This is a genomic window from Nitrosomonas nitrosa (assembly GCF_003051105.1).
In the GTDB taxonomy this organism is placed as follows: Bacteria; Pseudomonadota; Gammaproteobacteria; order Burkholderiales; family Nitrosomonadaceae; genus Nitrosomonas; species Nitrosomonas nitrosa.
Map to the genome: position 1 here is coordinate 1 of NZ_QAOO01000012.1, position 24,204 is coordinate 24,204.

Sequence of the window (24,204 nt, forward strand, 5' to 3'; positions counted from 1 at the left end):
CATTTCCTCGACACCATTAAAATCATCGCTTACCGCGCTGAATCAGCAATGGTTAACATCGTCCGTGAATTCCTACCCAAACCCGATCAGGCTCGGGCAATATTGCGTGCCTTATACGCCACCGAAGCCGACCTCTTGCCCGACTACCTCAACAAAACCTTGACCGTCCGGTTGCACCACAGCGCACGCGTACATACTGATGAAATAATCGCTAAGCTTTGCGAAGAAATCAATGCTACCAAAACCTTCTTTCCCCGATCTGGATTACGTCTGATCTTTAAATTGGGGTCATCTTAAAATCGCTGGGATCAGGTGGTCTGAGTTAAGTGCGATGCAGAGACGCCGTTACCGTGGTAAAAATGAAGCAGGGAAGTCCATCTGTTTTTTAGCTTGAACTTTGTCGCTGAATTAATGGGCAATCTGCGATAACACGTTTTCGCAAATTTCAGAAGATATTTTTTTGTTCCATGGCGAAAGGGATGTTGGTCTATTTTTTGTGCCCATGCGGATAGGCGTAACGCTTCCAAACGTTCCACGGTGTGGGTTGCTTGCAGCGTTTCGATTTGCTTGTCACGTTCCATAACGGTCTGGCTCAGCACTGAAATATGCTTGTCCCGTTCGGCTACCTCTGCTGCCAGGTTTGCTATCTGCCTTTCCTGTTGATTGAATGATTGAGTAAGGTGCTGGACCTGCATTTTCAAATCGGCTACCACTTTTTTCTGTATTTCATTCAGAAACTGATCTTTATGGAAAAGGTAGCTGCCAATTAAATTAGGGTGGCCATATTTAACGCTATGGACAAGATGGCCGATTTGTTCCATAAAGTCTGTGGACTGCAGAAACGGAACATTTCTGTAAAAAGAATGGGTTGTCAGCGTACGATAGCAATCAGTAAGCAAGGAGGGGTCAGGCGGTTCTAGCGCATCCAGTTTTTCCAGAAAGCATTCCCATAATTTCGTTTCGATATAGTTCTTTCGGACAAGTCCAAATAATTCTTCGATATCAGTATTTTTTAACCTGTTAATTTGATTGTGGAAGGTTTTATCGTCGATGTTCTCTAAATGACGGCCGGAGAAATTCGCATATTGAGCCTGGGAAAAAAAAGCTGGATCAACCAGCCCCTTTACGCCATCATAACCGACCAAGCAAACGGGCCTGCGGCTTGCCAATCCTTCCAGCACCACCCTCCCCATGCCTGCAACGCCCCGGCTTGCTTGCATGAGTTGTGGGATATCCGAGCGGTTGCCGCAAAACTCAACAAAGTTCAAGGTATTATCATGTGCAAGCTGATGCAAGAGTGCCTCTTTGGCTGGACCATCACCGACAACCCGTACACCCGGCAGATCAGCAGTTTGTGCCTTGTTGATGAAGTCGGTGATTCCAACGATTTTCAGTGAATCAAGACGGCTCACTAGCAGCCACCTTGGATCGATCCCGCCAACGTTTACAGTGGCAGACTCAAAACGATCGATATCTATCCCATTAGGCTGACTGAAGATGCGTTCTTGTGAAATATAGGGCGAGGCCAGTTCGGAGATTTCTTGGGATACCGTCACGACCAGGCTCGTATGCGGCAGCACTACTGATGTCAGAAGAAAATTGTAGATGGGTCCATAATGGTTTCTCAGGGAAGTCGGGCCATGAAGCGTGAGCACGTAGGGTATTTTTTCAAGCTCTGCCGCAATCAAGCTGGGGAGTAGAGAAATAAAAGGGTGGGCATGGATACACTCGATCGCGTGCTGACGAACAATTTGCCTCAATGTTTCAATAGTATGTAGGAGTTCGGCAAGTGAGCTTTCCGGCCCGAGGGGGAGATCTTTTGTCAGTGAAGCAGTTTCCGGTGGAAGGAGCAAATCGTTGAAGCGTTTACCCGTTGCGAGATGAACGCGACACCCGGCACGGGTAAGCGAAACGATCTCACCTCTGATATGCGTTTCGAGCCCGCCTACTTCGAATGCCTCGCTGACGATCAGAATCGATTTCATAGACTGCTGATTTCTTTGACGGATACAGTCGACTTGAGCGATGCGATACCGCTACCCAATGGATGCGTTTCAGTGATATTAAGAATGATGACATCCGTTTTTCTGTCAAGATAAGACATATCTTGGGGGGAAATGGCTTCTGCGATTGCAAGGGTGACGAAATAAGTGCCCGTGCAAAGCATTAGATTGAGATTGAAGTCAAATTGGAGTGCCATGCCGGATTTGGCATCCAGATAATTTTTGTCGTAATAAAGTGTACTGGTGCCAAAAGCGGAAACGCCTTCGATGGTACGAATGAGAATACCGGCTTGAATCTCTTGAATCGACTCAAGAATATCGACATGGAAACGTATTTTGACTTTATCTCCAGTCCTATACGCTTCACAGTAATCCCCTGCTTGATCTAATGCTTCCCAGTGGCTGATAATTGCTCGCAGCCCTGGATTTTCCTCTTTTTGGGCAACATTGGACGACGCCTGTGCGCCGACATCGCTTTCGAGTGGTGCTGGGCGAATGGGTTGGGAGCGAGCATTGAGGTAGCGTAAATAAGTCTTTTCATCCGAATAAAGCAGGGCGTGATATTGATCGACGATTTCCTTTGCAGGCCCTAAGCCATGCAGTTCTCCTTTATGCAGTAAAATAGCACGCTGGCAGAATTTTTCGATAGTGGCGGTCGAATGGGTGACCAATAAAATTGAACTGCCATTGGCGCGCAGCCGATCGATATAGTCGTAACACTTCCTTTGAAATTTTTCGTCACCCACGGAGAGTGCTTCGTCCACAATCAAGATCTGCGGATGGATGCAAGCTTGCACCGCAAATGCGAGTCGAATATACATGCCGCTTGAATAGGTTTTTACCGGTTGATCGAGATATTCGCCAATATCGGCAAAATCAGCAATTTGATCGATGCGTTCATGAATTTCTTGTTGCGTGAGACCCAGCACGGAGCCATTGAGATAAACATTCTCACGACCGGTAAATTCAGGATTGAATCCAGAGCCTAACTCCAGTAGCGCCGCCAGCAGTCCATGGGAGTTGACTTCGCCTGTAGTGGGAGACAGTGTTCCAGCAATGATTTGCAGCAAGGTTGATTTTCCGCTGCCATTTCGGCCGATGATGCCAACGGTTTCTCCTCTGGAAATCGTGAATGTGATATTGCGCAGTGCCCAAAATTCGCGGAAATAATGTTTTTTCCCCCCTGCCAACATTTGTATAAGCCGGTCACGCGGCTTATCGTAAATGTGATAGCACTTACTCAGATTGTTAACTGCAAGTGCGGTGTCAGAGAACATCTGCAAATCCTTTGCGGGTTTTCTGGAACCAGGCAAAGCCCAGCCAGGCGATAGCCGATGCCAGCAGCAGATAGACACTCCAAGCTTGCCAATCTAGCCCTTTTCCCCAGATCATGACGTCTCGGGTTTGTTCGACAATGAAGGTCAATGGGCTAAGGTGCATGATGAGTTGATATTCTTCCGGCAGCGCAGTGATCGGATAAAAGATCGGTGACAAGAACAACAGTGCAGTTGTCATGACGCCGATGATTTGAGCGACATCACGCAAATAAACTCCCATCGAAGCGAGAAACCAGCTCAATCCCAAGATCATCATAAAAAAGGGAATCAAGGCAATAGGTAGCCAGAGAATGGTCGGATGGGGGATGCCAAAAAAAATCAGATAAAAAAGTAGCCAGACAATCAAGCTGATCAAGAAATGAAAGGCGGCGGAGCCCATCGAAACGACCGGGAGGATTTCCAAAGGAAACACCACTTTCTTGACATAATTGACATTGCCCAGTATCAAGCCAGGCGATCGATTTACGCACTCGGCAAATAGGTTATAAACCATCAATCCCGCAAAAAGCACCAGGGCAAATTCGGTTTTAGATTCGGAGCCGCTCGCCCAGCGTGCTTTGAAGATCACGCTGAATACAAACGTATAAACAGTCAGCATCAGAACCGGGTTGAAAAATGACCACAATAGTCCCATGACGGAACCCCGATACCTCCCGACCACTTCTCGTTTAGCCAAATTGTAAATAAGACTTCGATGTGTTTTGAGTGAGTTGAGCAATGCGAAAGGAGAGATCGATCGTGCTGCGTGTGGATTCAATTTTAAAACTCCAGCTTACCGGTATTATTGTTATGATTTTGCAAGATGTGTAATAAGCTTCCTAAAGAGGGTGGTATAGAAAGCTGGAAGATGATTCCTAAATGATCATTAATATTTCATTAATGACATATTAAACAATTGTGACAATAGTATCATGGGCGCTTCTTTCCCAGCAATGACAGCCACGGTGCGGCCTATATCCCGACTCTTACCAGCAGGCCCTTAAGATAGGCCCCTTCTGGGAAGCTCAGCAAGACGGGGTGATCGGGTGCCGCTATCTGTTGAGAAATAATGTGTGCGCTTACCCCGGCATCCAAAGCGGCGCCCGCTACAATTTTCTGAAACAGATCGCTGCTGATACCGCTGGAGCAGGAATAGGTTGCCAAGATTCCCCCTGGCCTGAGCAATTTAAAAGCAAGCAGATTGATATCCTTATATCCCCGTGCAGCTTTGTCTGCAAAGGCCGCAGTGGGTGCAAATTTGGGTGGATCGAGTATGATCAGATCAAATTTCCGGTTTTGATCACGTAATTTGCGCAGCATTTGGAACACATCGGCACATTGCCATTGCAAAGAATCCGTACTTAAACCATTTAGCGCAATATTGCGCTGGGCGAGTTTCAGTGCATCCTCCGATGAATCAACAGACAGGACCGATTGGGCACCCCCTTGCCGAGCATAGACGGAAAACGCGCCAGTGTAGCAAAAACAGTTCAACACATCTTTTCCGCTTGCCAGCGTCCGGATTTTAGCGCGATTATCTCGCTGGTCCAGATAAAACCCCGTTTTCTGACCTTGAGCAATGTTTATGGCAAAACGCAGACCATTTTCTTCAATCGTCAAATTGTCGGGCAATTCACCCCACAAGAGACCGATGCGCTTTTCTAATCCTTCGAGTGCGCGCACATCGGTATCGGAGCGTTCGTAAATACAGACCGGATCACATATATTTTTCAAGATCTCCAAGAACGTTTTTTGCCAGCACTCGGCACCGACGCTCCCAATTTGCAAAACGACCACGCGATCGTAGCAATCGACCACCAAACCAGGCAGACCATCCGATTCGCCATGCACGAGGCGGAAGCCAGAATGCTCCTGATACGCCCCCACATCTTTGCGAAGTGCTAGCGCCTGAACGATCTTATGGTAAAAAAAGGCTTCGTCGATACGTTCATCTTCCTGCCAGGACCATACACGGGCAGCGATGGGGGCACTGGCGTGGTAGGCGGCTTGTGCAAGAAACGCCCCTTGGCTTGAATAGAGCTGCACGGTATCACCATCGACTGGATATCCCTCTGTCCGGCTTATCGCGCCAGAAAAGACCCAAGGATGACGACGCAGCAGGGATTTTTCTTTCCCCGCCTTGAGGATGATTTTTTTCATGAAGATATTGATACGATGAGGGTTCTCAAGCGCTAAATGGCATTGTTGCGGGGTTATTCATCCGGCGCTCGGTCAGGAATGCGTTCGACATTCTCAAGCCATAGCTTCGCTTCACTGTCGCTCGGCGCGCGATAGTCACCTCGTGGAGAAAGCGAGCCGCCCGAGCCCACCTTGGGGGCATTGGGAATACAACTGCGCTTGAATTGACTGATCTGAAAGAACCGGTAAGCGAAGACGTTTAGCCAGTGCTTGATTTCACCGATGGTGTATTGATTTCGCTGGTTCTCTGGGATGCTGGGCCAGCGGCCTTGGCTGCGGTCGCGCCAGCTGCAGTAGGCGAGAAATGCGATTTTGGTCGGCAGATAGCCAAAACGTATCGTGTAATACAGGTTGAAATCTTGCAATTCATAGGGTCCTATGATCGTTTCCGTGCGTTGGGCGGGTTGATTGCTGCCTGTTTTTCCTGGAATGAGCTCCGGGCTGATTTCCGTGTCCAGGATGGCACGCAGTACGGTGCTGGCATGCTCGCCAAGCTGATCGGTATCGGCAATCCAGCGGATCAGAAATCGAATCAATGTCTTCGGCACGCTGGCATTGATGGCGTAGTGCGACATGTGATCACCCACGCCATAGGTGCACCAGCCGAGTGCCAGTTCACTCAAATCACCGGTACCCAGTACCAATGCATGGTGGTGATTCGCTAGCCGGAAAAGGTGATTGGTACGCTCTCCCGCCTGCACGTTTTCGAATGTGACGTCATAGACGGGTTCACCATGTATGTAAGGGTGGTCGAGATCGCACAGCATCTGCTCACAACTTGGGCGGATATCGAGTTCATGCGCGGTGCAACCAATCGCTTGCATCAGTGCCCGGGCATTGTTCAGGGTAAGGCTACTGGTGGCGAATCCAGGCATCGTATAGGCGAGGATGTGCGTGCGCGGGTAGCGCAGCACGTCCATCGCGCGGGCTGCCACAATGAGCGCATGGGTGGAGTCGAGCCCCCCTGAAACGCCGATGACGATTTTTTGAATGCCCGTGTGCTTGAGCCGCTTAACCAAGCCTTGCACTTGGATATGGTAGGCTTCAAAACAATGTGCATCGCGTGCAGCAGGATCTGCGGGAACATAAGGAAAGCGGTCATAGTGGCGCTGACAAAGAAGCTGGCTAGACTCCGGGAAATCGATCTCGAACAGAATTTCACGGAAGGGTTCGATGGTCTGCCGATAGTAGCGCGCGCTTTGCGTGAAGCTATTTTGCCGCATGCGTTCTTGAATCAGGCGATCCAGGTCAATATCGGCGAGTATCACTTGTGAGCCCTCTTGAAACCGGCTCGATTCGGCAAGCAGTGCACCATTTTCATAAACCATGGCGTGACCGTCCCAAGCGAGATCCGTCGTCGATTCGCCTGTGCCGGCAGCCGTGTAAAGATAGGCTGCCAGACAGCGTGCTGACTGATTGGCTACCAGGCTATGGCGATACGCGTGTTTGCCGATCGTGATATTGGAGGCCGAGAGATTCAGCAGCAACGTGGCGCCTGCCAGCGCTGCATGACAAGAAGGCGGAACCGGTACCCACAGATCCTCGCAAATCTCTGCAAAAAAACTGAAGTGTGGTTGATTTTCCGCCCGGAACAATAATTTTTCACCGAACGGAATCGCACGCTGACCACATAGCGTTATAGTGCCACAATTGGCTGCGCTAGCCGGGGCGAACTGCCGAAGTTCGTAGAATTCCCGATAGTTGGGAAGGAATGTCTTGGGGACGACGCCGAGAATTCGGCCCCGATAGAGGATAGCAGCGCAATTATAGAGGGCGTGATTCACTTGCAACGGTAACCCGACCACAGCAACAAGAGGGAGTTGCTTGGAAGCAGCCAATATTCTATCCAGCGCATCGATGGCACCGGCAAGCAAGGTTTGTTGATGGAACAGATCTTCACACGAGTAGGCCGTCAATCCCAATTCGGGAAAAAGCGCAACGAGGGCATGTTGTTCGGCCGCCTGCTCCATCAACATAATGGTTTCTGCAGCGTTGAAGGCCACATCGGCGACGCGAACATCGGGGATGCCCACTGCAACTCGCACGAAACCGTGATGATAGAGATTGAAAAAAGCCTTATCTGATTGCATTGATGATCCCCGGTATCTTGGCGCCACTGTCAAGTCGCTTGCAGGAAACGCATGGATAAATCCACCGCTTTGAGCTCTTTCGTCAAGCTGCCGATGGAGATTCTGTCCACCCCGGTTTCTGCAATTGTGCGAGCATTGATCAAGGTGATGTTTCCTGAAGCTTCCAGAATCGCGGGTGGATTCGATAGGTGCCGATTCAATGCCACGGCGTCCCGTAAAATTTGCAGATCGAAATTATCCAGTAGAATCATGGGAGCACCGGCCGATAATGCTTGTTGCAATTCATCCAGCGTTTCGACTTCGATTTGGATAAACACGCCAGCAGGCGCGATTTCTTTTGCTTTCTGTAAGGCAGGTGCAATACCTCCCGCGGCAAAGATATGATTTTCCTTGATGAGGATGCCGTCGTACAGGCCGAAGCGATGATTTTCGCCACCGCCACATTTGACCGCGTATTTCTGAGCAAGCCGTAAACCAGGCAGGGTTTTGCGCGTATCGACAATCATGGTTCCTGTACCTGAAACAGCTTCGACATAGCGCCGTGTTTGCGTAGCAACCGCGGAAAGGAGCTGTAGGTAATTCAGAGCGGTACGCTCGGCTGTCAACAAGGCTCTGGCATTTCCGGTTATTTCACATAACGGCTGATCAGCTAGAACGCTCTCACCCTCTCGCACCAACCAGCTTATTTCAATGCCGGGTGATAGCTGCCGAAAGCATTCCTCGAACCAGGCGATACCGCATATGACGGCTTGTTCACGGCAAATAACGCGCGCAGCCAACCTTTTATCGGCAGGTACCAGCGAGGCAGTCAAATCGCCTGTGCCGATATCTTCCGCTAAGGCCAGACTGACCTGTTTTCTGATGTCATCATGCGTTATCCCTATCATGGGTTTCTTGGTCTTCCTAAGCAATTGAGTCGCGTTCATTGTATAGCAATTTATCGTGCGGGCAGTCAAACGAAAACAAGTAATTGCCTAGCTCTGATGGATATCAATGCATTTCAACTTTTGCTTGACAAATATTCTGGATCACTTGCTAGCGCGCTATTTCTACGTGTTCATACGTATGTTTTTAATCGGTGCATTCCGCTAATCTGCTGGGACAGCGGGCTTAACAAGCTGAGTGGTTATTTCTAGTAGTTTGACTATCAATAGAGGAGTAGCTCATGGCTGATCAAGAGGATAGTAAAGGGGTTAAGCATTGTCTTGATAGACAATCTCCAGATTTACACACGCAGCAGCGCTTGTTGAAATTTATTAATGAAGCGCGCGTCGTCAACGATCTTACAGTACTTCCTCATGACGTACCCGTGGTGGATGAGGAACTAGCTCACCTGGGGGATATTCCGCACCATATCGACCCGAAACGGACGCTCGATTTGGCTGATGCGTGCAAGTTGTTCGAGGCGCGTATCGATCACAACCTCCTGCATGGCTTTACAAATTTTAAGGATCTGGTGGCAATACTGGATCGTCGCATCCTTGACATTCTGATTCGTTTGTTCGGCTCTTACCGGTACGGGCGCTGGGATTACCTATACCCCATGACAGCTGGTGGCATGGCATTGTCGATTGAACATGCCGCTTTGTTGCGTACTGGCAAGGTGTTGTTCATAGAAAGTGGCACTGACACCATTTTGTGGGATCCGACTGACGAAGTGACGCCTCAATTCAGTGTCATAGATGGCGCAACTACCGGTTTGACTGCCAATCTATTTTGCTCTGGCCATGTCTTTCTTTCCAACGGCGAACTGCTCGTGGTGGGTGGTGGGGGCGGTGGACCTGGCGCTGCGAGTTCGATTCAAGGCTGGCGCTATGATCCTATCAGCCAGCAATGGACGCAGACAGGCGATATGACTACGAAACGCTGGTATCCCACTGCATTGATGCTGGGAGATGAACAGGGACCGACAGGCTTTAGCAACCGCGTGTTGGTTGCAGGCGGAACCGGTGGGACAGGGGGCATGGAGGTCTACTCCGAATCGACAAATTCATTCGTGCCAATAACCGTAAATGGCCCGATTACCAAGCACTTCAACCAGACTTATCCAGGCTTGCACTTGTTGCCGGGCGGCGAAGTTTTTTATGCGCCTACGGGATTTGCCAATTGCAGTACTGGGAGTGTGGGCGGCTATACAGATGGCCCATCTGCTTGGTTTACATTTGATGCTCAGCAAGGTTCGAACAGCGGTCATTGGACTGAAGTATCCAGCGCGCAGATCGATCGTGCTAAAGGGATGTCGGTGTTGCTATTGCAATCCACCTACCCCTTCGTGCGCGTTACTGCAATAGGAGGCGGCCCGGCTGGCACCAATAGTACGGCGCAAACGATCAATCTTTCCACTCTTTCCCCAAGTTGGGGACCAACCACCACTATTCCTGATGGTCGCCCCAGAATTAACGTGAATGCGGTGTTGCTGCCCAACTCCACGATATTGGTTTGCGGAGGCTTGCAGAGCAGCCCCTACCCGACATGGATTTATGATCCGAACGCTGCGGTGAGCGCATGGCGCGAAATGGATGAGAATCATCGCCCGCGGCACTATCATGCATGTGCCCTGCTGCTGCCTAGTGGAAAGGTAATGATGGCTGGCGGTGCGTCATCCGGGGGGTGCAGTCTCAGCGTTGAAAATTCCATTGAGGTTTTCAGCCCACCTTATCTATTCAATCCTGATGGTACTTTGGCGACCCGCCCCATTATTGATTCAGTGAATGGAGAGGTACCGACTTCTAGCCATTTTGTCCAGTTCCATCACGGCGATACGTTCACAGTGGAGTCTCCTCAAGCTACGAGTATCGCCAAAGTGGTTTTGATCCGCCCAATGGCTGTGACACACCAAACGGATAGTGAGCAGCGTGTCATTCAAATGCCTTTTTATACAAGTGGGGCGGCTCAGTTAACGGTCAGTGCGCCTGACGGCGGTCCGGCGCATGCAATGGCACCGCGCGGTTACTATATGTTGTTCTTGCTCAATACTAGCGGTGTGCCGTCAGAAGGGAAATTCGTTCATTTGCATTGAAAATGAAAATGTCATGATCTCCATCGAGCTTATTTAAGAAGGGGAAATATTGGCGCTTACGTAACGGCATCCTCGAATGGATGAACACATGCAAGGAGAAAATAGTGCTGCGGTATGAGCAATGAATGGTCAGCGTTATTGTACATCGAGCAGTTCAGACCAAGAGACATCACTCATTGGTTTGATTTTGCAAGGTAAAGTATCGCTGTTATAAGATCAACTGCAATCGGAGAACGCCACTATGACAACAGGAATCGGGCCCTATGTGACCCCAGATGCTGCTGATATCGATACCGATCCATCACCTAATGTATTAGAAATTACCCTCACGATTTCACAGCAAACTGTCGATATTGGCGGTGGGGTGATGGCGAACGCGGAAACGATCAATGGCACCATTCCCGGGCCAACGCTGAGGTTGAACGTTGGCGATACCGTGATTGTTCGCGTGGTTAACGATCTTCCCCATCCCAGCGGCATCCATTGGCATGGTATCGAGTTGCATAATAGTGCCGACGGCACACCTGTCACACAAAATGGAATTCCGGTCGGACCCTTCGTGCAGCCTTCGCCATTATCGCCGACCGGTGGTACTTACCTGTATAAATTCAAAGTACCTCGTCCAGGTATCTATTGGTACCACCCCCACCATCATCACTCAACCAATAGAGTATTCCGGGGTACTTACGGTATGATCATCGTCACCGACCCGAATGAAGCAATGTTGGTTGGGGCGGGTGTGCTGCCTGGTGCTACGGATACCGTTCAGCTGGTATTGAGTGATACTACCGTATGCAAGGCACCCGGTACCAACGATACGGTGACTTACGATCCTTCCCTTCCTTGGGTAGGTGGTGGACCATTTCCAGGTCAGCCGGGGCCGACACCAGCAGATTTATGCGAAATTTCTCCAATGAATGAGGATGGCAGTCCAGCAGCAGGGCCTTTTGCCGCCGGAGATATACCCAATATACAACGTATGGGTGGCGGCAGAACCAATGAGGGCCAGACCGTGCTCACGAATGGGATGAATGTCGGTGGACGGACTGGAACACCGACGGCCCCCGGTCTCTTGAACGCTGATGCCATAACATACGATATCCAATCAGGGCAAGGATTGCGACTGCAGCTCGTCAATGCGGCTACTATCCGTTATTTTCGTCTTATCCTGACGACGAATGACGGAGTGCAAGTGCCCTTGGTTCGTGTTGGTGGTGAGGGTGGATTGCTCGATCATGCCGTCGTTGAGGGTGGCGTGATCGGCGGCTTTGATACTAAATACACAACCGGTGAAATATTACTGCCAGCAGCGAGCCGGGCCGATGTGGTCGCAGCCATTCCAGCGGGGACTACCGGCGTATTAACGCTGTGGACACAGGATTTTGCGCGAACCGGAGCAGGATTTGCCAATCTGCCGACTGTGCCCGTTATGCACTTGAATGTGACTGGTCCGGTGGCAGGGCCTGCTTATGTGATTAGTGATGGCACGCCTCTGTTATCCACGATTCCTGGCGCATCCCCCATTCCATTGGGAGCGCCGGACGCTGTGCTGCTCGATCCGTCTGGCTTTGCTCCACCGAAGCCTGGCTTATCCGATCAGGACATAGTGTTGACCAATGTGGGAGGCATGCTGGGGATCAATGGAATTCCCGGAGACCATGAAGACCCGGAACCTTATACCTCAAGACCCCACTTTGCTTCTGCACGTTACGCCAAGCTGGGGGATACACTCGAATTGACTGTGACCAATAATACGGGTGCGCACCATCCCTTTCATCTGCATGGTTTCTCAATTCAACCGATTTCGTATACGCGTCCGGGTTTTCCAACATTGGCCTGGCCTTATACAGAATTCAGAGACAATGTGGATGTGCCGAGTAATTACACGCTTACCTTCAGAGTAAGGATGGATGATCGCGAACTGGCCGATGGGATTACATTGGGCGGCGGATTGGGTCGCTGGTTATTCCACTGCCATATTTTCTTCCACGCGCATCAAGGGATGATCAGTGAGTTAGTAACCACGGACGCCGATGGCACTGGAAGCGAAAAACCCAACGTCGATGTAGGGGGTTCTTGGGCATTCGCGCCTCTTGGCGGAATCGCCACCCGTAAGGGCAAGCATAGTCATCCCGATGGCGACCCTATAGCCCTTTCTGCGAGTATCGGTACAGTCACCGATACAGGCGGTGGAAATTGGTCATGGGAGTTGGACACCTCCATTGGTCCTGTACCTGCTTCGACCCAATATGTTTATATTACAGGAACAGATCCTTCCGGGCGGCAGGATCAAGCTGTTTTTCGTTTGAAAATCGGCGCGCCGGATGATGGCTCAGACAACGGCGATCCTCATATTCATACCGTGGAAGGTATTCGCTACGATTTTCAAGCGGTAGGTGAATTCATTCTATTGCGCGATCGTGAAGATGGAATAGAGATCCAAGCTCGCCAGACGCCTGTACTTTCAGCAAATCCGATTATCGATCCCTACAGTGGACTGAGAGCATGCGTCAGTGTGAACACAGCCATTGCCGCCCGGGTAGGATTGCATCGGATTGCCTACCAACCCGGACAGGAAAGGGGGCAGCTTCAATTTTATATCGATGGAAAACCTGCCCGGCTGACAAGAGAGGGCATCGATCTTGATGGTAACCATGTAAGCGGTTTTGATGCGGACGGCGCTACCGCTTTACGCGTTGATTATGCGAACAGCACGGTACTCATGGTTACGCCACGCTTTTGGAATAGCCATAATATTTGGTATATGAATGTGAGTATTTCGCATACACAGGCCGACGAAGGCATTATGGGTCGCATTCCAAAATCCAGTTGGCTGCCGAATCTACCCAGCGGCCAGAGTATGGGACCTAGGCCGAGAAGCCTGCACGATCGTTACGTTGCGCTTTACCAGACATTTGCCAATGCCTGGCGAGTTAACGACGCGAATAGTTTGTTTGTCTATACGCCGGGTATGTCAACCGAAACCTTTACAGATAGGGACTGGCCTGCCGAAGAGCCTCCCTGTCAGTTAAAATCGGGATTCGAAATCCCAGGTGCGCCTGTTCCAGTAGGCGTTGATATCGAACAAGCTGAACAAATTTGCCAAGCTGTGACCGAGGGTGATCTTCACCAGGACTGTGTTTTCGATGTGGCGACACTTGGCGACGAGGAGTTTGCCAAGGGTTATTTGTTTGCCCAGGAACTCAGGCTGCGCAGTACTTCCGTGCAAGTTGCGGTCGGTAAAACATGTACCGGACACGCTGATTCTCCCGGCATTACCGCAACGGTACTGCCGATGAAAAGTCACGGCCCCACTCCCACAGGAAGCATCACGTTTATGGCCGATGGCAATGCAGTTGGATCACCCCTCAGACTGGACGAACGGGGGCGAGCATGCCTGCCTTTTAATACTCTCAGCCCGGGCACCTATAAATTTCAGGCGATATATCAAAGTGATGGAGACCCGCATCGTTACCATTCCAGCGCGAGCCCAATTCTCACTCACACTGTGGAGAAAGGAATGGATGACCATGGCAAGCGGCGTTTCAAACTTTGGTGGGTGATCGGGATCATTTTATTGCTGCTGCTGTTGGTAGTGGCGGTTATTTCAAGATAAGAATGATCGTGACGTCATGTAGTCAATAATGGACCGTTTGCTGATGCAAGGTAAATTTGTTCTCCTCTTGAGTTAATCAAAACGACATCATCGGTGATTTTTCCGGTACTTTTGTAAAGGGTCTCTCGCACGATCAGGAATACTTGCCCAACATGTGGGAAATCGAGGTGTTCATTCAGCTTTGTTCACTGGGCGAACGCATAATCGCTCAAGATTGATTTTCATGAGCGCTGTTTACACTGGAAGCGCTCTTTTGTCCAGATCTTTAAATAACTTTCTGAATTTGATTATGATTGATTAGTGAACAAATTTATCCTGGAAAATACCAGCAAGACCTATACAAACTAGCAAAACTGTGGATGGAGTTGGAACTGGAACAGCTGTTATTGAAGATTCGGCATCTCCGGTGCAAACAGCCCATGCAAAATAACGGCACCCTTTACCATTTGCATTCAGAAAGCCGGAGTTGGTATCGAGATACCATGCGTGTGTTAAGGTTTCAGTACTTGTCCCGTAACGGCCTAATTTTATATTCGAGAATAATGCAAGCGAAGCAGGGTCGCCGTCTAAAATTGAGTTGCTATGGTGAACGCCTAATGATACATAAAGTAAATAGGAAAGTTCACTGTCATCACAATAACCAAAGCATGGGGCGCTGCCATCCGGATTGAGTGCTGATGGCAACCGCCAATCAGTAAACCCGCCAACATTCAGACTTTCTGTCCATGCTGTAGCGTTTGTCCAAGTCATTTGTCCATCACTTGTAGGAAGATCATAAGGATCATTGTCGTAAATTGTTCCTCTTCCCGCGTTCGCATCTGCCAGCCAGGTCAAATTGGAATCAGTGTCATAAACAGCGAGCCCATTAAGGCGTGATAGCAATGTGGCGTTTGCGGATAGCGATATAGAGCTGAACAATATTAAAAAAAGCACGTAATTAAATGCTGAAACAAATGACTTGTTCGTTGCCGGTCCTTTTTGCATTATTGAGCAGTTTTTCGGCGATAGATTCCCATGCCTAATAGGCCGATTGCCAGCAAACCTATGAGGGGTGGTTCTGGAACCGAGTTGATTGGGTTCGTTATTAGTGGTCATTGCTCGTACTAGAAAGCTTCCTGCATTCGGATTGCCAATATTTTCATCGTTAAAAGTGGCAGCATGTGTTTAAGCCCTCCCTAGAATGATGGTTGAAGAAGAAATGCTTTGATCGGAAAGATTGATTCTGGCCCCCATATGACTACCGAATGAGTTAACATCAGAGAAAGACGATACAGCAAGGATGGAAAGATGCGATTGACCAAACTATAGCTTCTCACGGCCGTGAGACTTTAGATAAGGAGTGGCTTGATTTTCCATTAGAATCAGATAAAGAACTGGACTGGTGAGGTGGAGGTAGAGCGGTTTGAAGTATGGCTGGTGGAACTTAATCCAACTAAAGGGAAAGAGATCAACAAAACTCGGCCGTGCATAGTGATATATCTCCCAATGAACTGTCTGCCTTGTCAACAGTTTTAATGGCGCCTTTGGCGACAAAGGGTTTTGAACTTCCATGTCGTGTAAAGTGTCAGTTCAAGGGCAAAAAAAGGGCTTATAGTGCTCGATCAAATAAGGGTGGTTGATAAATCACGGTTGAGAAAAAATCTCGGGATGATAAGTGGTAAAACGCAATTTGATCTTTGCGCGTGCCTGCAGGAATTATTTGCGTGCAGGCTCTTACAATGTTGCGCCAAAAAGAAGTCAAATGGCTTCTGCATATTAATTTAACAGCAAGCATAGGACGCAATCCATATTGCGCCGAATTAAAAATACGGGTGCAATGCACTTCGCATATTGGCACCCTACATCTGCAAATCATTAGCAGCAAATGGATAGCCGGACAAACGCCATTGCTTTGAGTTGATTGCTACTCATTTGGGTTTTGTTATTACAGTGCCGGTTTGTCTATAGCCAATAAGTCATAAATATTGACCCACTCTCCCTCCACTTTGAGCGCCAAGCCGGGATTGAAAACATAAGTTCCGCGCATGACGCGATAAAACAATTTGCGGTTATATTTGTCGTCTTTGTTGATTTCATTCTTTGACAGAATACTGGACAGATAGGTCCGTTGTTTACGCCTTTCCGGTAAGATGCTATAGGGAATATGTTGCACTGCATCGATAAAATCCTGGCTGGAGAAACCGGTAGGCCGGTAAAAATATTTTTTCGTCATTACGCGGCAAGAGAGGGCAATCATTAGATTGAGCATGAAAAATTCCATGATGTGCTGGTCGAGTTTGATCAAATGGCCGTCGACCTGAATGCTCATGCTGGTGGGTTCGAGCTGCTCGTAGATATCAGCCAATTTCTTTTTGGCGTAGCTTTCGCTGTGAGCCGTTTGCGCTAGAGCGATTTGAAAAGCTGTTAAACCATTGCTGTCGACTTTTTCGGTATTGGCACCCAGTTCAACCAGCGCCTTGATCACCTCGGTATTGCCCATCCACGCAGCGACCATTAACGGTGTTTGATTGAAAATATTACGAAAATCCGGGCCATATTGATCAACCTGTTTGAGAACGGCATCGGGTTTTTTAAAACTATAAGCGCTATAGTGCTTTTGTTGCAGTAGTTGTAAGCCTTTTTCGGGGTGCTGCGCGGCTTTGAACCCTGCTCTCTGCAGATTAATTATAATGTCCCGATCTTCATAAACCAAGCCATACTCGAGCAACAGCATCCTGGCGTTTTTGTCAGCATTGTCAAAGGCTTTCTGTTTTAGCTCAGCCAGCACGGGATGGGTGATGACCTGCCAGTTGGGTGTTTTTTGCTTGAGAATTTCATTGCGTATGCGCTCAGCCTGTTCCTGCTTGCCTTGAAGTTCGAGTTTATGTGCTTCCAGACGCCAGGCATCGAGACTGGATTGCTGGCTGGCAAGCTGCAGGCTTTCCTGAGCGTTGCGCAATCCCAACAAATCCAGCAAAGGCTGTTTGGGGTTACTTTCAATCCAGTATAGATTTTTGACCGCCCTTGTCAGTGCGACATACAGTGCATTGATATAAAACTTGTAGATTTCCAGCGATTTGTCGGTTTTGTCCTTGGCACGCGCATATTTAATGTCTTGATCTAGATCGGTTAAACTGACGCCCTTGCTGATTTCACGATAACGGCTTTCCTCCTGAGTCAGGAAGTTGTAGAGGATGATGTTTTCATATTCCAGTCCCTTGGCTTCTTGGATGGTAAATATCAACGGCGTGCTGAAATACTGTTGTGCAGCCGGTTTTTGCTCAGCCGTCATGACGATGATGGCGAACAGGGTAGAAGCTTTTGTTTTGCTATCCAGCTCCTTACGGACAGAAGCAGTATCCTGCAAAAACAGCACTTCACCCTGATTATGGCCATTACTCTCAACCAAGTAGTGACTTTCCTTGTCGATGGAACCAAAGCGCTGGCTCTTTATTTTTAAAATCTTGTTGGCAATATCCGTGACTTGCGGTGAATTACGGTAGTTGGTGTTCAGAATCCGGATCAGTTGGTCGGATGTCTGAATATCATCCTGCCGGTAAAACAAACTTTTTACTTTCGACCAGGAAAAGAAATTGGGATGAACGATCTGATTGGAGTCGCCGCACAAGATAAAATCCTGCGACTGTCTGAGCGATTTGATGATCAGATAGAGCTGAATATTGGTCAAATCCTGCACTTCATCGACAACGATAAAATCGTAGCGTGGCTGGAGGAGCTGCAGGTATTGGTGGCTGACGATATTGCTGTCGTAAAGATGTTCTTTCTGGAGAAATGCTAGATATTTCTCAAAAGTGTCATAGACCAGTTCGCGTTCTTCAGCCAGAAAGATCGATTCCTTAACGCCCAGATTCAGATAGTCTTCACGGCTTAACCAGCTTTTATCGGTGGCAGGTCCCGTGATGACCCCGCGAAACTCCTCGAACAATTTGTGTGCATCCTTCAAAGGGCCTTGGCGATAACGACCAAACCACTGCTGAAATGCCTGGAAAGTGACGGGCTTACCCTCCGGCACACGTATACTTTCCAGAAATTCCTGGAATGATAAAAAATCGATCTGCTGATCAGGATTATCGTAATGATGCGCGTAATACAAATCGCGTGAATTTTTAACCAGATAGGCCGATTGCGTGACATACAAGACATCGCCTACGGCTTGCTTCATTTTTTCCAGCGTCAGGGCAGTCTTGCCGCTGCCGGCCGAGCCGATCACAATGAGGGGCGGCTGCAAATCATAAATCGACTGTTGGCGGTCATCAAATGAGATAATTTTATCCAATAAATTAAACGAGGTATGGCTAGGGTTCAGATAAACCAACCTTTTTTCGCCAGCCTCATCGGGTTTGGAGAGGGTGGGAATTTTATCTTCATCAATATGGCTTACCTGGCGTAGAAACCGAGAATCCTGATAAGCGTGGTTTTTGATAAACTCGAGTATGAGTGCGTAATTTTCATCCTGATAACGATAAATCGAGAACAGCAATCGATCGCGCTGATTCAACTTTGCGCGATACAAATTATCACCTACCTTTTTAACCTCGGCCGATTTAAAGTTATCATCTTCTAGGTATTTATTTAGTTTGGCGAAACCTGGGATGGTGTGAGGGTTAAGTTCATTGTAGACAAGGATTTTCATAGGATACGCTGGATGGCTGGTTAAAGCATGCTGATCAAATATGGACTTTGTTTTTACTATGGCAGAGATTCTTTTTGGAACTTGGAAAAAGATGCGAAACTGCCTGGAAGATATATCAATTAATTAAGTGATATTTTACAAGAAAAACTCTACTATCCGAAAAATAGGCCATTACCCATAAAATAGCCAATGAGATTTTGTTTTTGGTTAACAAGAAACATTAGTCGCCCTTTTATTGAGCCAGGTTGATTCATCAGGAGAGTTGTGCGATGCGCCAAACACTCGCGGCGATATTGGCAAGTGCCCGCTGCCTTGACTCGATCCGTTCCGGTGTCCAGTTCGCATTGTCCTCGGCTATTTTTTTGTCAAGGCAAACATGCTCGCCTGCAGAACGGGTTTTTTTATCCACAAACGACACATTTCCTATATCCCGATTCTTACCTGCTTCCAGCATAGTCATGTTGCCAAGTCGGTAGATGAATGATACCAGGTCGCTGTCGCGGAACGCTTCCTACCCTTCTACAGGGTTCTGGGGCAGGACGTGTTCGATCGTGTAGCTTGATGAATCGAAATCAACTTCCAACCCGCTCCATTGACGTTCCAATTTGCACAGGATGTAACGCACCACCTTGTTGTTGCGTGTGGCGGTGGTCTTGATGCTCTTGTCGGCAAAGGCTGCTCTGAATCCATCATCGGTTAGATAGATCGGGCGCAAACCCTCCAGCACCTCAGATGCTCGTGTGATTTCAGCACGGGCAATCCGTAAGGCTACGGCGTGGTAAACCCGCTCCTGCTCTCCGGTGTGCTGCGCACCAATCACGTTGTAGCGGAACGCGAGTACTACTGTGGCGCTCAACAGGGACTCAAAATCAGCATCCTGATGGTTGCGCCGCGCTGCCATCAACATCGGAAATGGCTGACGAACACTGAACATACGGAGCTCCTGCGCGCATTGCCGCCAGCGCGGCGGCCACTGCGATCCCTCAGGTTGTGTCAAGGCAAGATAGATATCGATGTCCTGATCCATATTCCGCAGTAACGAGAACACCTTTTCGCGAGCATCGATCCGGCTGTGGATCGTCTTGAACAACTCGGACTGTCTGGTAAAGCTCTCACGACTATTCCAGTGCATGCGCAGGAAATCGGGAAAGCTTTCACTGCCAAGCCGTCCCACCATGGCTTCCCAGTGTCTCTCCATGTCTTCGAGCTCATGGCTACCCTCATTGTCACGTGCGAGCACCGAAAACAAATAATTCTTGAGGAGATCGGTTGCTGATAACCGGACGCCACGCGCGTTCAGCGTTTCAAAAACTTTGTAGGCGTTTAGTTCGTCCGCAACGGCGATGACCGTGAAAAACAGTTTGTCGCTCATCGCTTCAATAAATTGCGCGATGGCCATGCCTGGGTCCTGGGTCAGCGCTGGATTTAACATAGTCCCGCAGCCGCCGCTCGAACCACTCGAAAGCCTTGCGCATTGCGTGGACCGAAGCCGGGAATCCCCGCTGCGGCAGATGGCCTTCCAGTGGCACCAGGTACCGCTGATAGTAGTCATCATTATTCCGGTTGAGCGACAGCTTTGATCGCGGCACTAAAGTCACTGGATCGAGGTAGCCGATGTAGCTCGCGCGAATCTGATCCATTCGCTGGCGGTTTCGCTCCGCATCCTTACCTTCGGCAACATAGCGCTTGAGCAATCGCAGGCCGCGCAACAGGTCGGCTACAGACCAGATGAAGTTGGCGAGTTGTTGAAAGTTGGCTGAGATCATCAAGTAAGATTATTTCTTTGCAAATGCCGACTTGATTCCGTTCGGCAAATGGAATAGCGAACTATAACGCAATTTAACGCTCGGCCAATACCACATCAACTATTTGAACCTCACTATCCCGTCTAAATTGTAATATCGTTTTCTCCCCCACCTTGAGTGTCCGCAAAATATTGGCATACGATGCCAAATCAGTGATGGGTTGTCCGGCTAGTTGAATCAGAATATCGCCAGGTTGTAACTGCGCTTGTTGTGCTGGGGAATCAGGAAGCACGCTATCGACACGCACGCCTTCGCCTTGGTAGGAGAAATCCGGTACCGTGCCGAGACTGACTTTGCGTTTATCTTTTGCTTGTGTTGTTTCAGGCGACCCGTTTTGGGTATCAAGTGTGACGGTCAGCGGCTCCAGGCGATTGGCGAGATATTCGGCCGCTTCCTTGAGGATGGCGGCTACTTTGACCAACCCAGCAGGGTCGATTTTATCGGCGGTATCGCCTGGCGCGTGATAGTCTTCGTGCGCGCTGCCAAAAAACTGGACGGCGGGCACGCCTGCTTGAATGAAGGCGGCCTGGTCGCTGGAGCCGAAATCATCCTGTACGGCGTTGACGGCAACTCCGGTGACAAAGCCTGCGCCACGAAATACATGGACCAGTTCTCGCGCCGTGCCGGTACCGAATAGCGTAACCGGGTTATTGCCTAGCCGCCCTACCGTATCCAGATTGAGCATGGCGATGATTTTTTCTGCTGGATAGCGAGGGCTGTTGTCAATGTAGTGCTTAGAGCCGAGTAGATTAGCTTCTTCACCGGTGAAGGCGACAAATATGATGGTGCGCTGTGGTTGCCATTTGGGAGCGATCTGCCGTGCCAATTCCAGCATGACGGCAACACCGCTGGCGTTGTCATCCGCGCCGTAATGGATTTTTCCCTGATGGGCTGCGCGCACATCTGGCCAGCCCAGGCCCAGGTGGTCGTAATGCGCACCAATCACCAAACTTTGTCCTGCTAACTCAGGATGGGTGCCTGGCAAAATTCCGATCACATTGCGCAGAGTGATTTTTCCCTTTGGTGCGCCCACATCCTGTTGCCATACTTGGAAGTAGCTGTCGCCATCGCCACCGGGCATCAGTCCTGCCTGCTGAAAGTGTTGTGCGATGTACTCGGCCGCCGCATCCAATTCCGGGGTGCCCAATTCGCGTCCTTTAAACGCTTCACTGGCGAGCTGGGCGATGTCTGCAAGCATGCGGTTTTCTGAAAACAAGGGGGGCAATTCCGCCAGTGCACGCCGGGGCGTTAAGGTGCCAATATGGTTAGAGGTATATGATTCATCGTCTTTTTGCTTGATCGGCTGTGTTAAGGGCGATTGGGTGACCGGCCATTGCCCTTTGTTGACATTGGTCAGCTCATCGCCCTCAAAGGCCAGGTAGCTGTATTTACGATAATGCGGCAGTTTTCGGGCGAGCTCCGCAATGGCTTTAGGGTGATCCGACGCCACCCATAACAGGGTTGCGTCTGGATGGGTCGGCTGCCTGGCTGTCAGCACAATGGCGTGTTTGGTTTGTTGGTAGTGTTGTTGATCCAATTGCAGCTCACCCGCACGGTGAATCACGCCATGTTCAGACAAAGCGTTGAATAGCGCGTTGCTGAATTTATTCTGCCAGCCCATGATCCATACGGTTCGATCTTTGGGCAGCGCTTGTATCTGGTCATCCTGCACGACTTCCAGCAAGCCGGTTTGAGTTTTTTGCCAATTGGCTGCGAGTGACTGGTAGGCTTGCAGCACTTCTTTAGTTGCATTGGCTGGCAGCACCAGCAAAGGTTTCTCCGCACCGAAACCTTGTGACAAGGCAGAAGGGATTTCGCGGCTATCCAGGCGACGGAACACATCGAATTGGGGATCAACGTCGATGCGGACTGGTCGTGCGTGAAAATCCATTTCGATTAGATTGGTTGGCTGATCAATGGTAATTTTAGTCTGATAAGCCTGTGCTTCACCTTCCAAATGCACAGCCAGTGGCACATTGAGTTGATAGGGTGTGCCCTGTTGATTTTGCTTGATGACTGCCTTGAGTTTAAATCCTTGCGTCGTGCGTTCCGCCCACGCATCCTGCAGCAAGAGATTCGGTGCGCCAGTGCGGTATACCCATTGCTCAAAGAATGGAGAAAAATCCATCTCCGTCAGTGTGCTGAAGGTCGCTCGTAAATCCTCGAAAGTGGCTTGCTTAAATTTGAACTGTTTGTAAAAAGTACGTAATACCCGGATAAACGCCTCATCTCCCAGCTCTTGCCGTAACATATGAAAAAACATCATGGTTTTACCATAACCTACCGCTTCCGAGCTGGAGCTGTGGCGTGAGGTGAAGCGGGCGATGGGGAAGTCTTTTTCTTTGCTGACGAAATCCGCATATTTTTGCAGCACATCACGGCGGTATTCCTCGCCTTTGCCGTTTTGCTCGCTGACCAGATGATCGGCAAGATAAGCGGTCAACCCTTCCGACCAGTTTCCTTTGCTGTAGTCGACAAAAACGCCATTACCCCAGTAATTATGCAAAATTTCATGCGGGTAAGAAGAATGCAGGATGAAAGGAAAGCGCACCACCTTCGGACCCAGTAAGGTAAATGAAGGCATCCCGTAGCCGGTTTCCCAGAAATTCTCGACCAAGGCGAATTTCGAGTAGGGGTAAGGTCCGATCAGTTTGTTATACATCGCAATGTATTGTCCGGTGGTATCCAGATATTTCTGAGCCAAGGCATCATCCGCACTGCGTAAATAGACATAGGCCTCTACCGCGCCCGCTGACTGCTGGTACCGTTGATAGCGCCCGGCTACGAGATAGATATCGTCTTGCGGCTGTTTCTCTTCCCAGATGACATGCTGGGTTGTTTCTGATTTTTGTTCGTTGACCAAGGTACCCTGGCTGACCACATCCCAACCGGCAGGAATCTGAATATTCAAGTTGAATGACACCATGTCGTCCTCGAACTGAGGGTACCAGGCGGTGGAGCTGGCCAGAAAAACCCCTTCGCTCGTGATGAGCCCGGGCGTATAACTGAAGCTACGTGCATATTCCAGACCGGGGCCTTGCACTGCATGGTTGATTTTGCCGCTGAACGCAAGTGAGAACGACTCCTGTTGCGGTGACAAGGTCAAGGTGTACAGTTTCAATGGAACAGGTCGGGCAGATAACGCAGCGTTATCTTTCTGTGAGGCAATACGCGCGCCTTTGACTGCCGTAATCGTCAAATCCGCATGCAAGCTGAAATGCAGCTCGCTGGCTGTCGATTGATTGCGATAGCGTTCTGGAACGCGTATTTGGTCTATAACTTGTATTTCCGAGGTATCCGGTGAGAGCGTGATTTCCATCTGATGATGAAAGGTCTGATCGCTGGCTGACGCCAGGCTATAGAGCATACAATAGAGGATGAAGCACGCTATGGTATAAAATTTGATTGATTTTTTCATGCTTTTAATTATTGGAAGTTGTTTGATTAACTTATTCTGACCGATCTTCGCGCGATTACAAAACCGATTTACAAAACCACTGCAAATGACAGGTTTGTTTACTTT

13 protein-coding genes and 2 pseudogenes are annotated in these 24,204 nt (G+C 49.3%); 4 read left to right on the top strand and 11 right to left on the bottom strand.

Annotation, left to right across the window (positions count from 1 at the left end):
• Positions 1 to 297, top strand: a 297-nt coding sequence (locus tag C8R30_RS15890) for a putative transposase (protein WP_181258722.1), incomplete at its 5' end; no start/stop codon positions are given.
• Positions 298 to 308: 11 nt separating this feature from the next.
• Here the strand turns inward: C8R30_RS15890 and C8R30_RS08285 are convergent.
• From C8R30_RS08285 to nadC, 6 genes are all read right to left on the bottom strand, one after another.
• Positions 309 to 1,985: a glycosyltransferase gene (locus C8R30_RS08285; protein WP_107789935.1), complete on the bottom strand. Its 1,677-nt coding sequence runs from the start codon at positions 1,983 to 1,985 to the stop codon at positions 309 to 311.
• Complete coding sequence (locus C8R30_RS08290) at positions 1,982 to 3,280, bottom strand: ABC transporter ATP-binding protein (RefSeq protein WP_107789936.1); 1,299 nt, start codon at positions 3,278 to 3,280, stop codon at positions 1,982 to 1,984. Before C8R30_RS08290 ends, C8R30_RS08285 begins: the two co-directional genes overlap by 4 nt.
• The gene (locus C8R30_RS08295; protein WP_090668014.1) at positions 3,270 to 4,097 is read right to left on the bottom strand and encodes an ABC transporter permease; all 828 of its coding nucleotides are present in this window, start codon (positions 4,095 to 4,097) and stop codon (positions 3,270 to 3,272) included. Before C8R30_RS08295 ends, C8R30_RS08290 begins: the two co-directional genes overlap by 11 nt.
• A gap of 194 nt (positions 4,098 to 4,291) precedes the next feature.
• On the bottom strand, positions 4,292 to 5,479 hold the full coding sequence (locus C8R30_RS08300; protein WP_090668011.1) for a class I SAM-dependent rRNA methyltransferase: 1,188 nt from the start codon (positions 5,477 to 5,479) through the stop codon (positions 4,292 to 4,294).
• Between the two features lie 53 nt (positions 5,480 to 5,532).
• Complete coding sequence (locus C8R30_RS08305; RefSeq protein ID WP_107789937.1) at positions 5,533 to 7,608, bottom strand: NAD(+) synthase; 2,076 nt, start codon at positions 7,606 to 7,608, stop codon at positions 5,533 to 5,535.
• A gap of 29 nt (positions 7,609 to 7,637) precedes the next feature.
• Complete coding sequence (nadC, locus tag C8R30_RS08310; RefSeq protein WP_107789938.1) at positions 7,638 to 8,495, bottom strand: carboxylating nicotinate-nucleotide diphosphorylase; 858 nt, start codon at positions 8,493 to 8,495, stop codon at positions 7,638 to 7,640.
• 278 nt (positions 8,496 to 8,773) lie between these two features.
• Here nadC and C8R30_RS08315 point away from each other — a divergent pair, with 278 nt between their 5' ends.
• Complete coding sequence (locus tag C8R30_RS08315) at positions 8,774 to 10,627, top strand: galactose oxidase early set domain-containing protein (protein ID WP_107783070.1); 1,854 nt, start codon at positions 8,774 to 8,776, stop codon at positions 10,625 to 10,627.
• 241 nt (positions 10,628 to 10,868) lie between these two features.
• Positions 10,869 to 14,243: a multicopper oxidase domain-containing protein gene (locus tag C8R30_RS08320; RefSeq protein WP_107789939.1), complete on the top strand. Its 3,375-nt coding sequence runs from the start codon at positions 10,869 to 10,871 to the stop codon at positions 14,241 to 14,243.
• Positions 14,244 to 14,540: 297 nt separating this feature from the next.
• On the opposite strand, the gene C8R30_RS16760 is transcribed toward C8R30_RS08320, so the two are convergent.
• A complete protein-coding gene (locus tag C8R30_RS16760; protein WP_090667998.1) occupies positions 14,541 to 15,338 on the bottom strand; it encodes an Lcl C-terminal domain-containing protein in 798 nt (265 codons plus the stop codon).
• A gap of 291 nt (positions 15,339 to 15,629) precedes the next feature.
• Here C8R30_RS16760 and C8R30_RS16655 point away from each other — a divergent pair.
• Positions 15,630 to 16,007 (top strand): annotated as a pseudogene (locus C8R30_RS16655) (type II toxin-antitoxin system PemK/MazF family toxin).
• A gap of 160 nt (positions 16,008 to 16,167) precedes the next feature.
• Here the strand turns inward: C8R30_RS16655 and C8R30_RS08335 are convergent.
• The 4 genes and pseudogenes from C8R30_RS08335 to C8R30_RS08345 all read right to left on the bottom strand — a co-directional run bounded on the left by C8R30_RS08335 (position 16,168) and on the right by C8R30_RS08345 (position 24,099).
• Positions 16,168 to 18,876 (bottom strand): ankyrin repeat domain-containing protein, encoded by a 2,709-nt coding sequence (locus tag C8R30_RS08335; protein WP_107783072.1) that lies wholly within the window; start codon positions 18,874 to 18,876, stop codon positions 16,168 to 16,170.
• 253 nt (positions 18,877 to 19,129) lie between these two features.
• Positions 19,130 to 20,308 (bottom strand): annotated as a pseudogene (locus C8R30_RS16555) (DUF262 domain-containing protein).
• Complete coding sequence (locus C8R30_RS16155) at positions 20,253 to 20,642, bottom strand: hypothetical protein (protein WP_204800065.1); 390 nt, start codon at positions 20,640 to 20,642, stop codon at positions 20,253 to 20,255. Before C8R30_RS16155 ends, C8R30_RS16555 begins: the two are co-directional and overlap by 56 nt.
• A 73-nt stretch (positions 20,643 to 20,715) precedes the next feature.
• Positions 20,716 to 24,099 (bottom strand): M20/M25/M40 family metallo-hydrolase, encoded by a 3,384-nt coding sequence (locus tag C8R30_RS08345; RefSeq protein WP_107789940.1) that lies wholly within the window; start codon positions 24,097 to 24,099, stop codon positions 20,716 to 20,718.
• Positions 24,100 to 24,204: the final 105 nt, after the last annotated feature.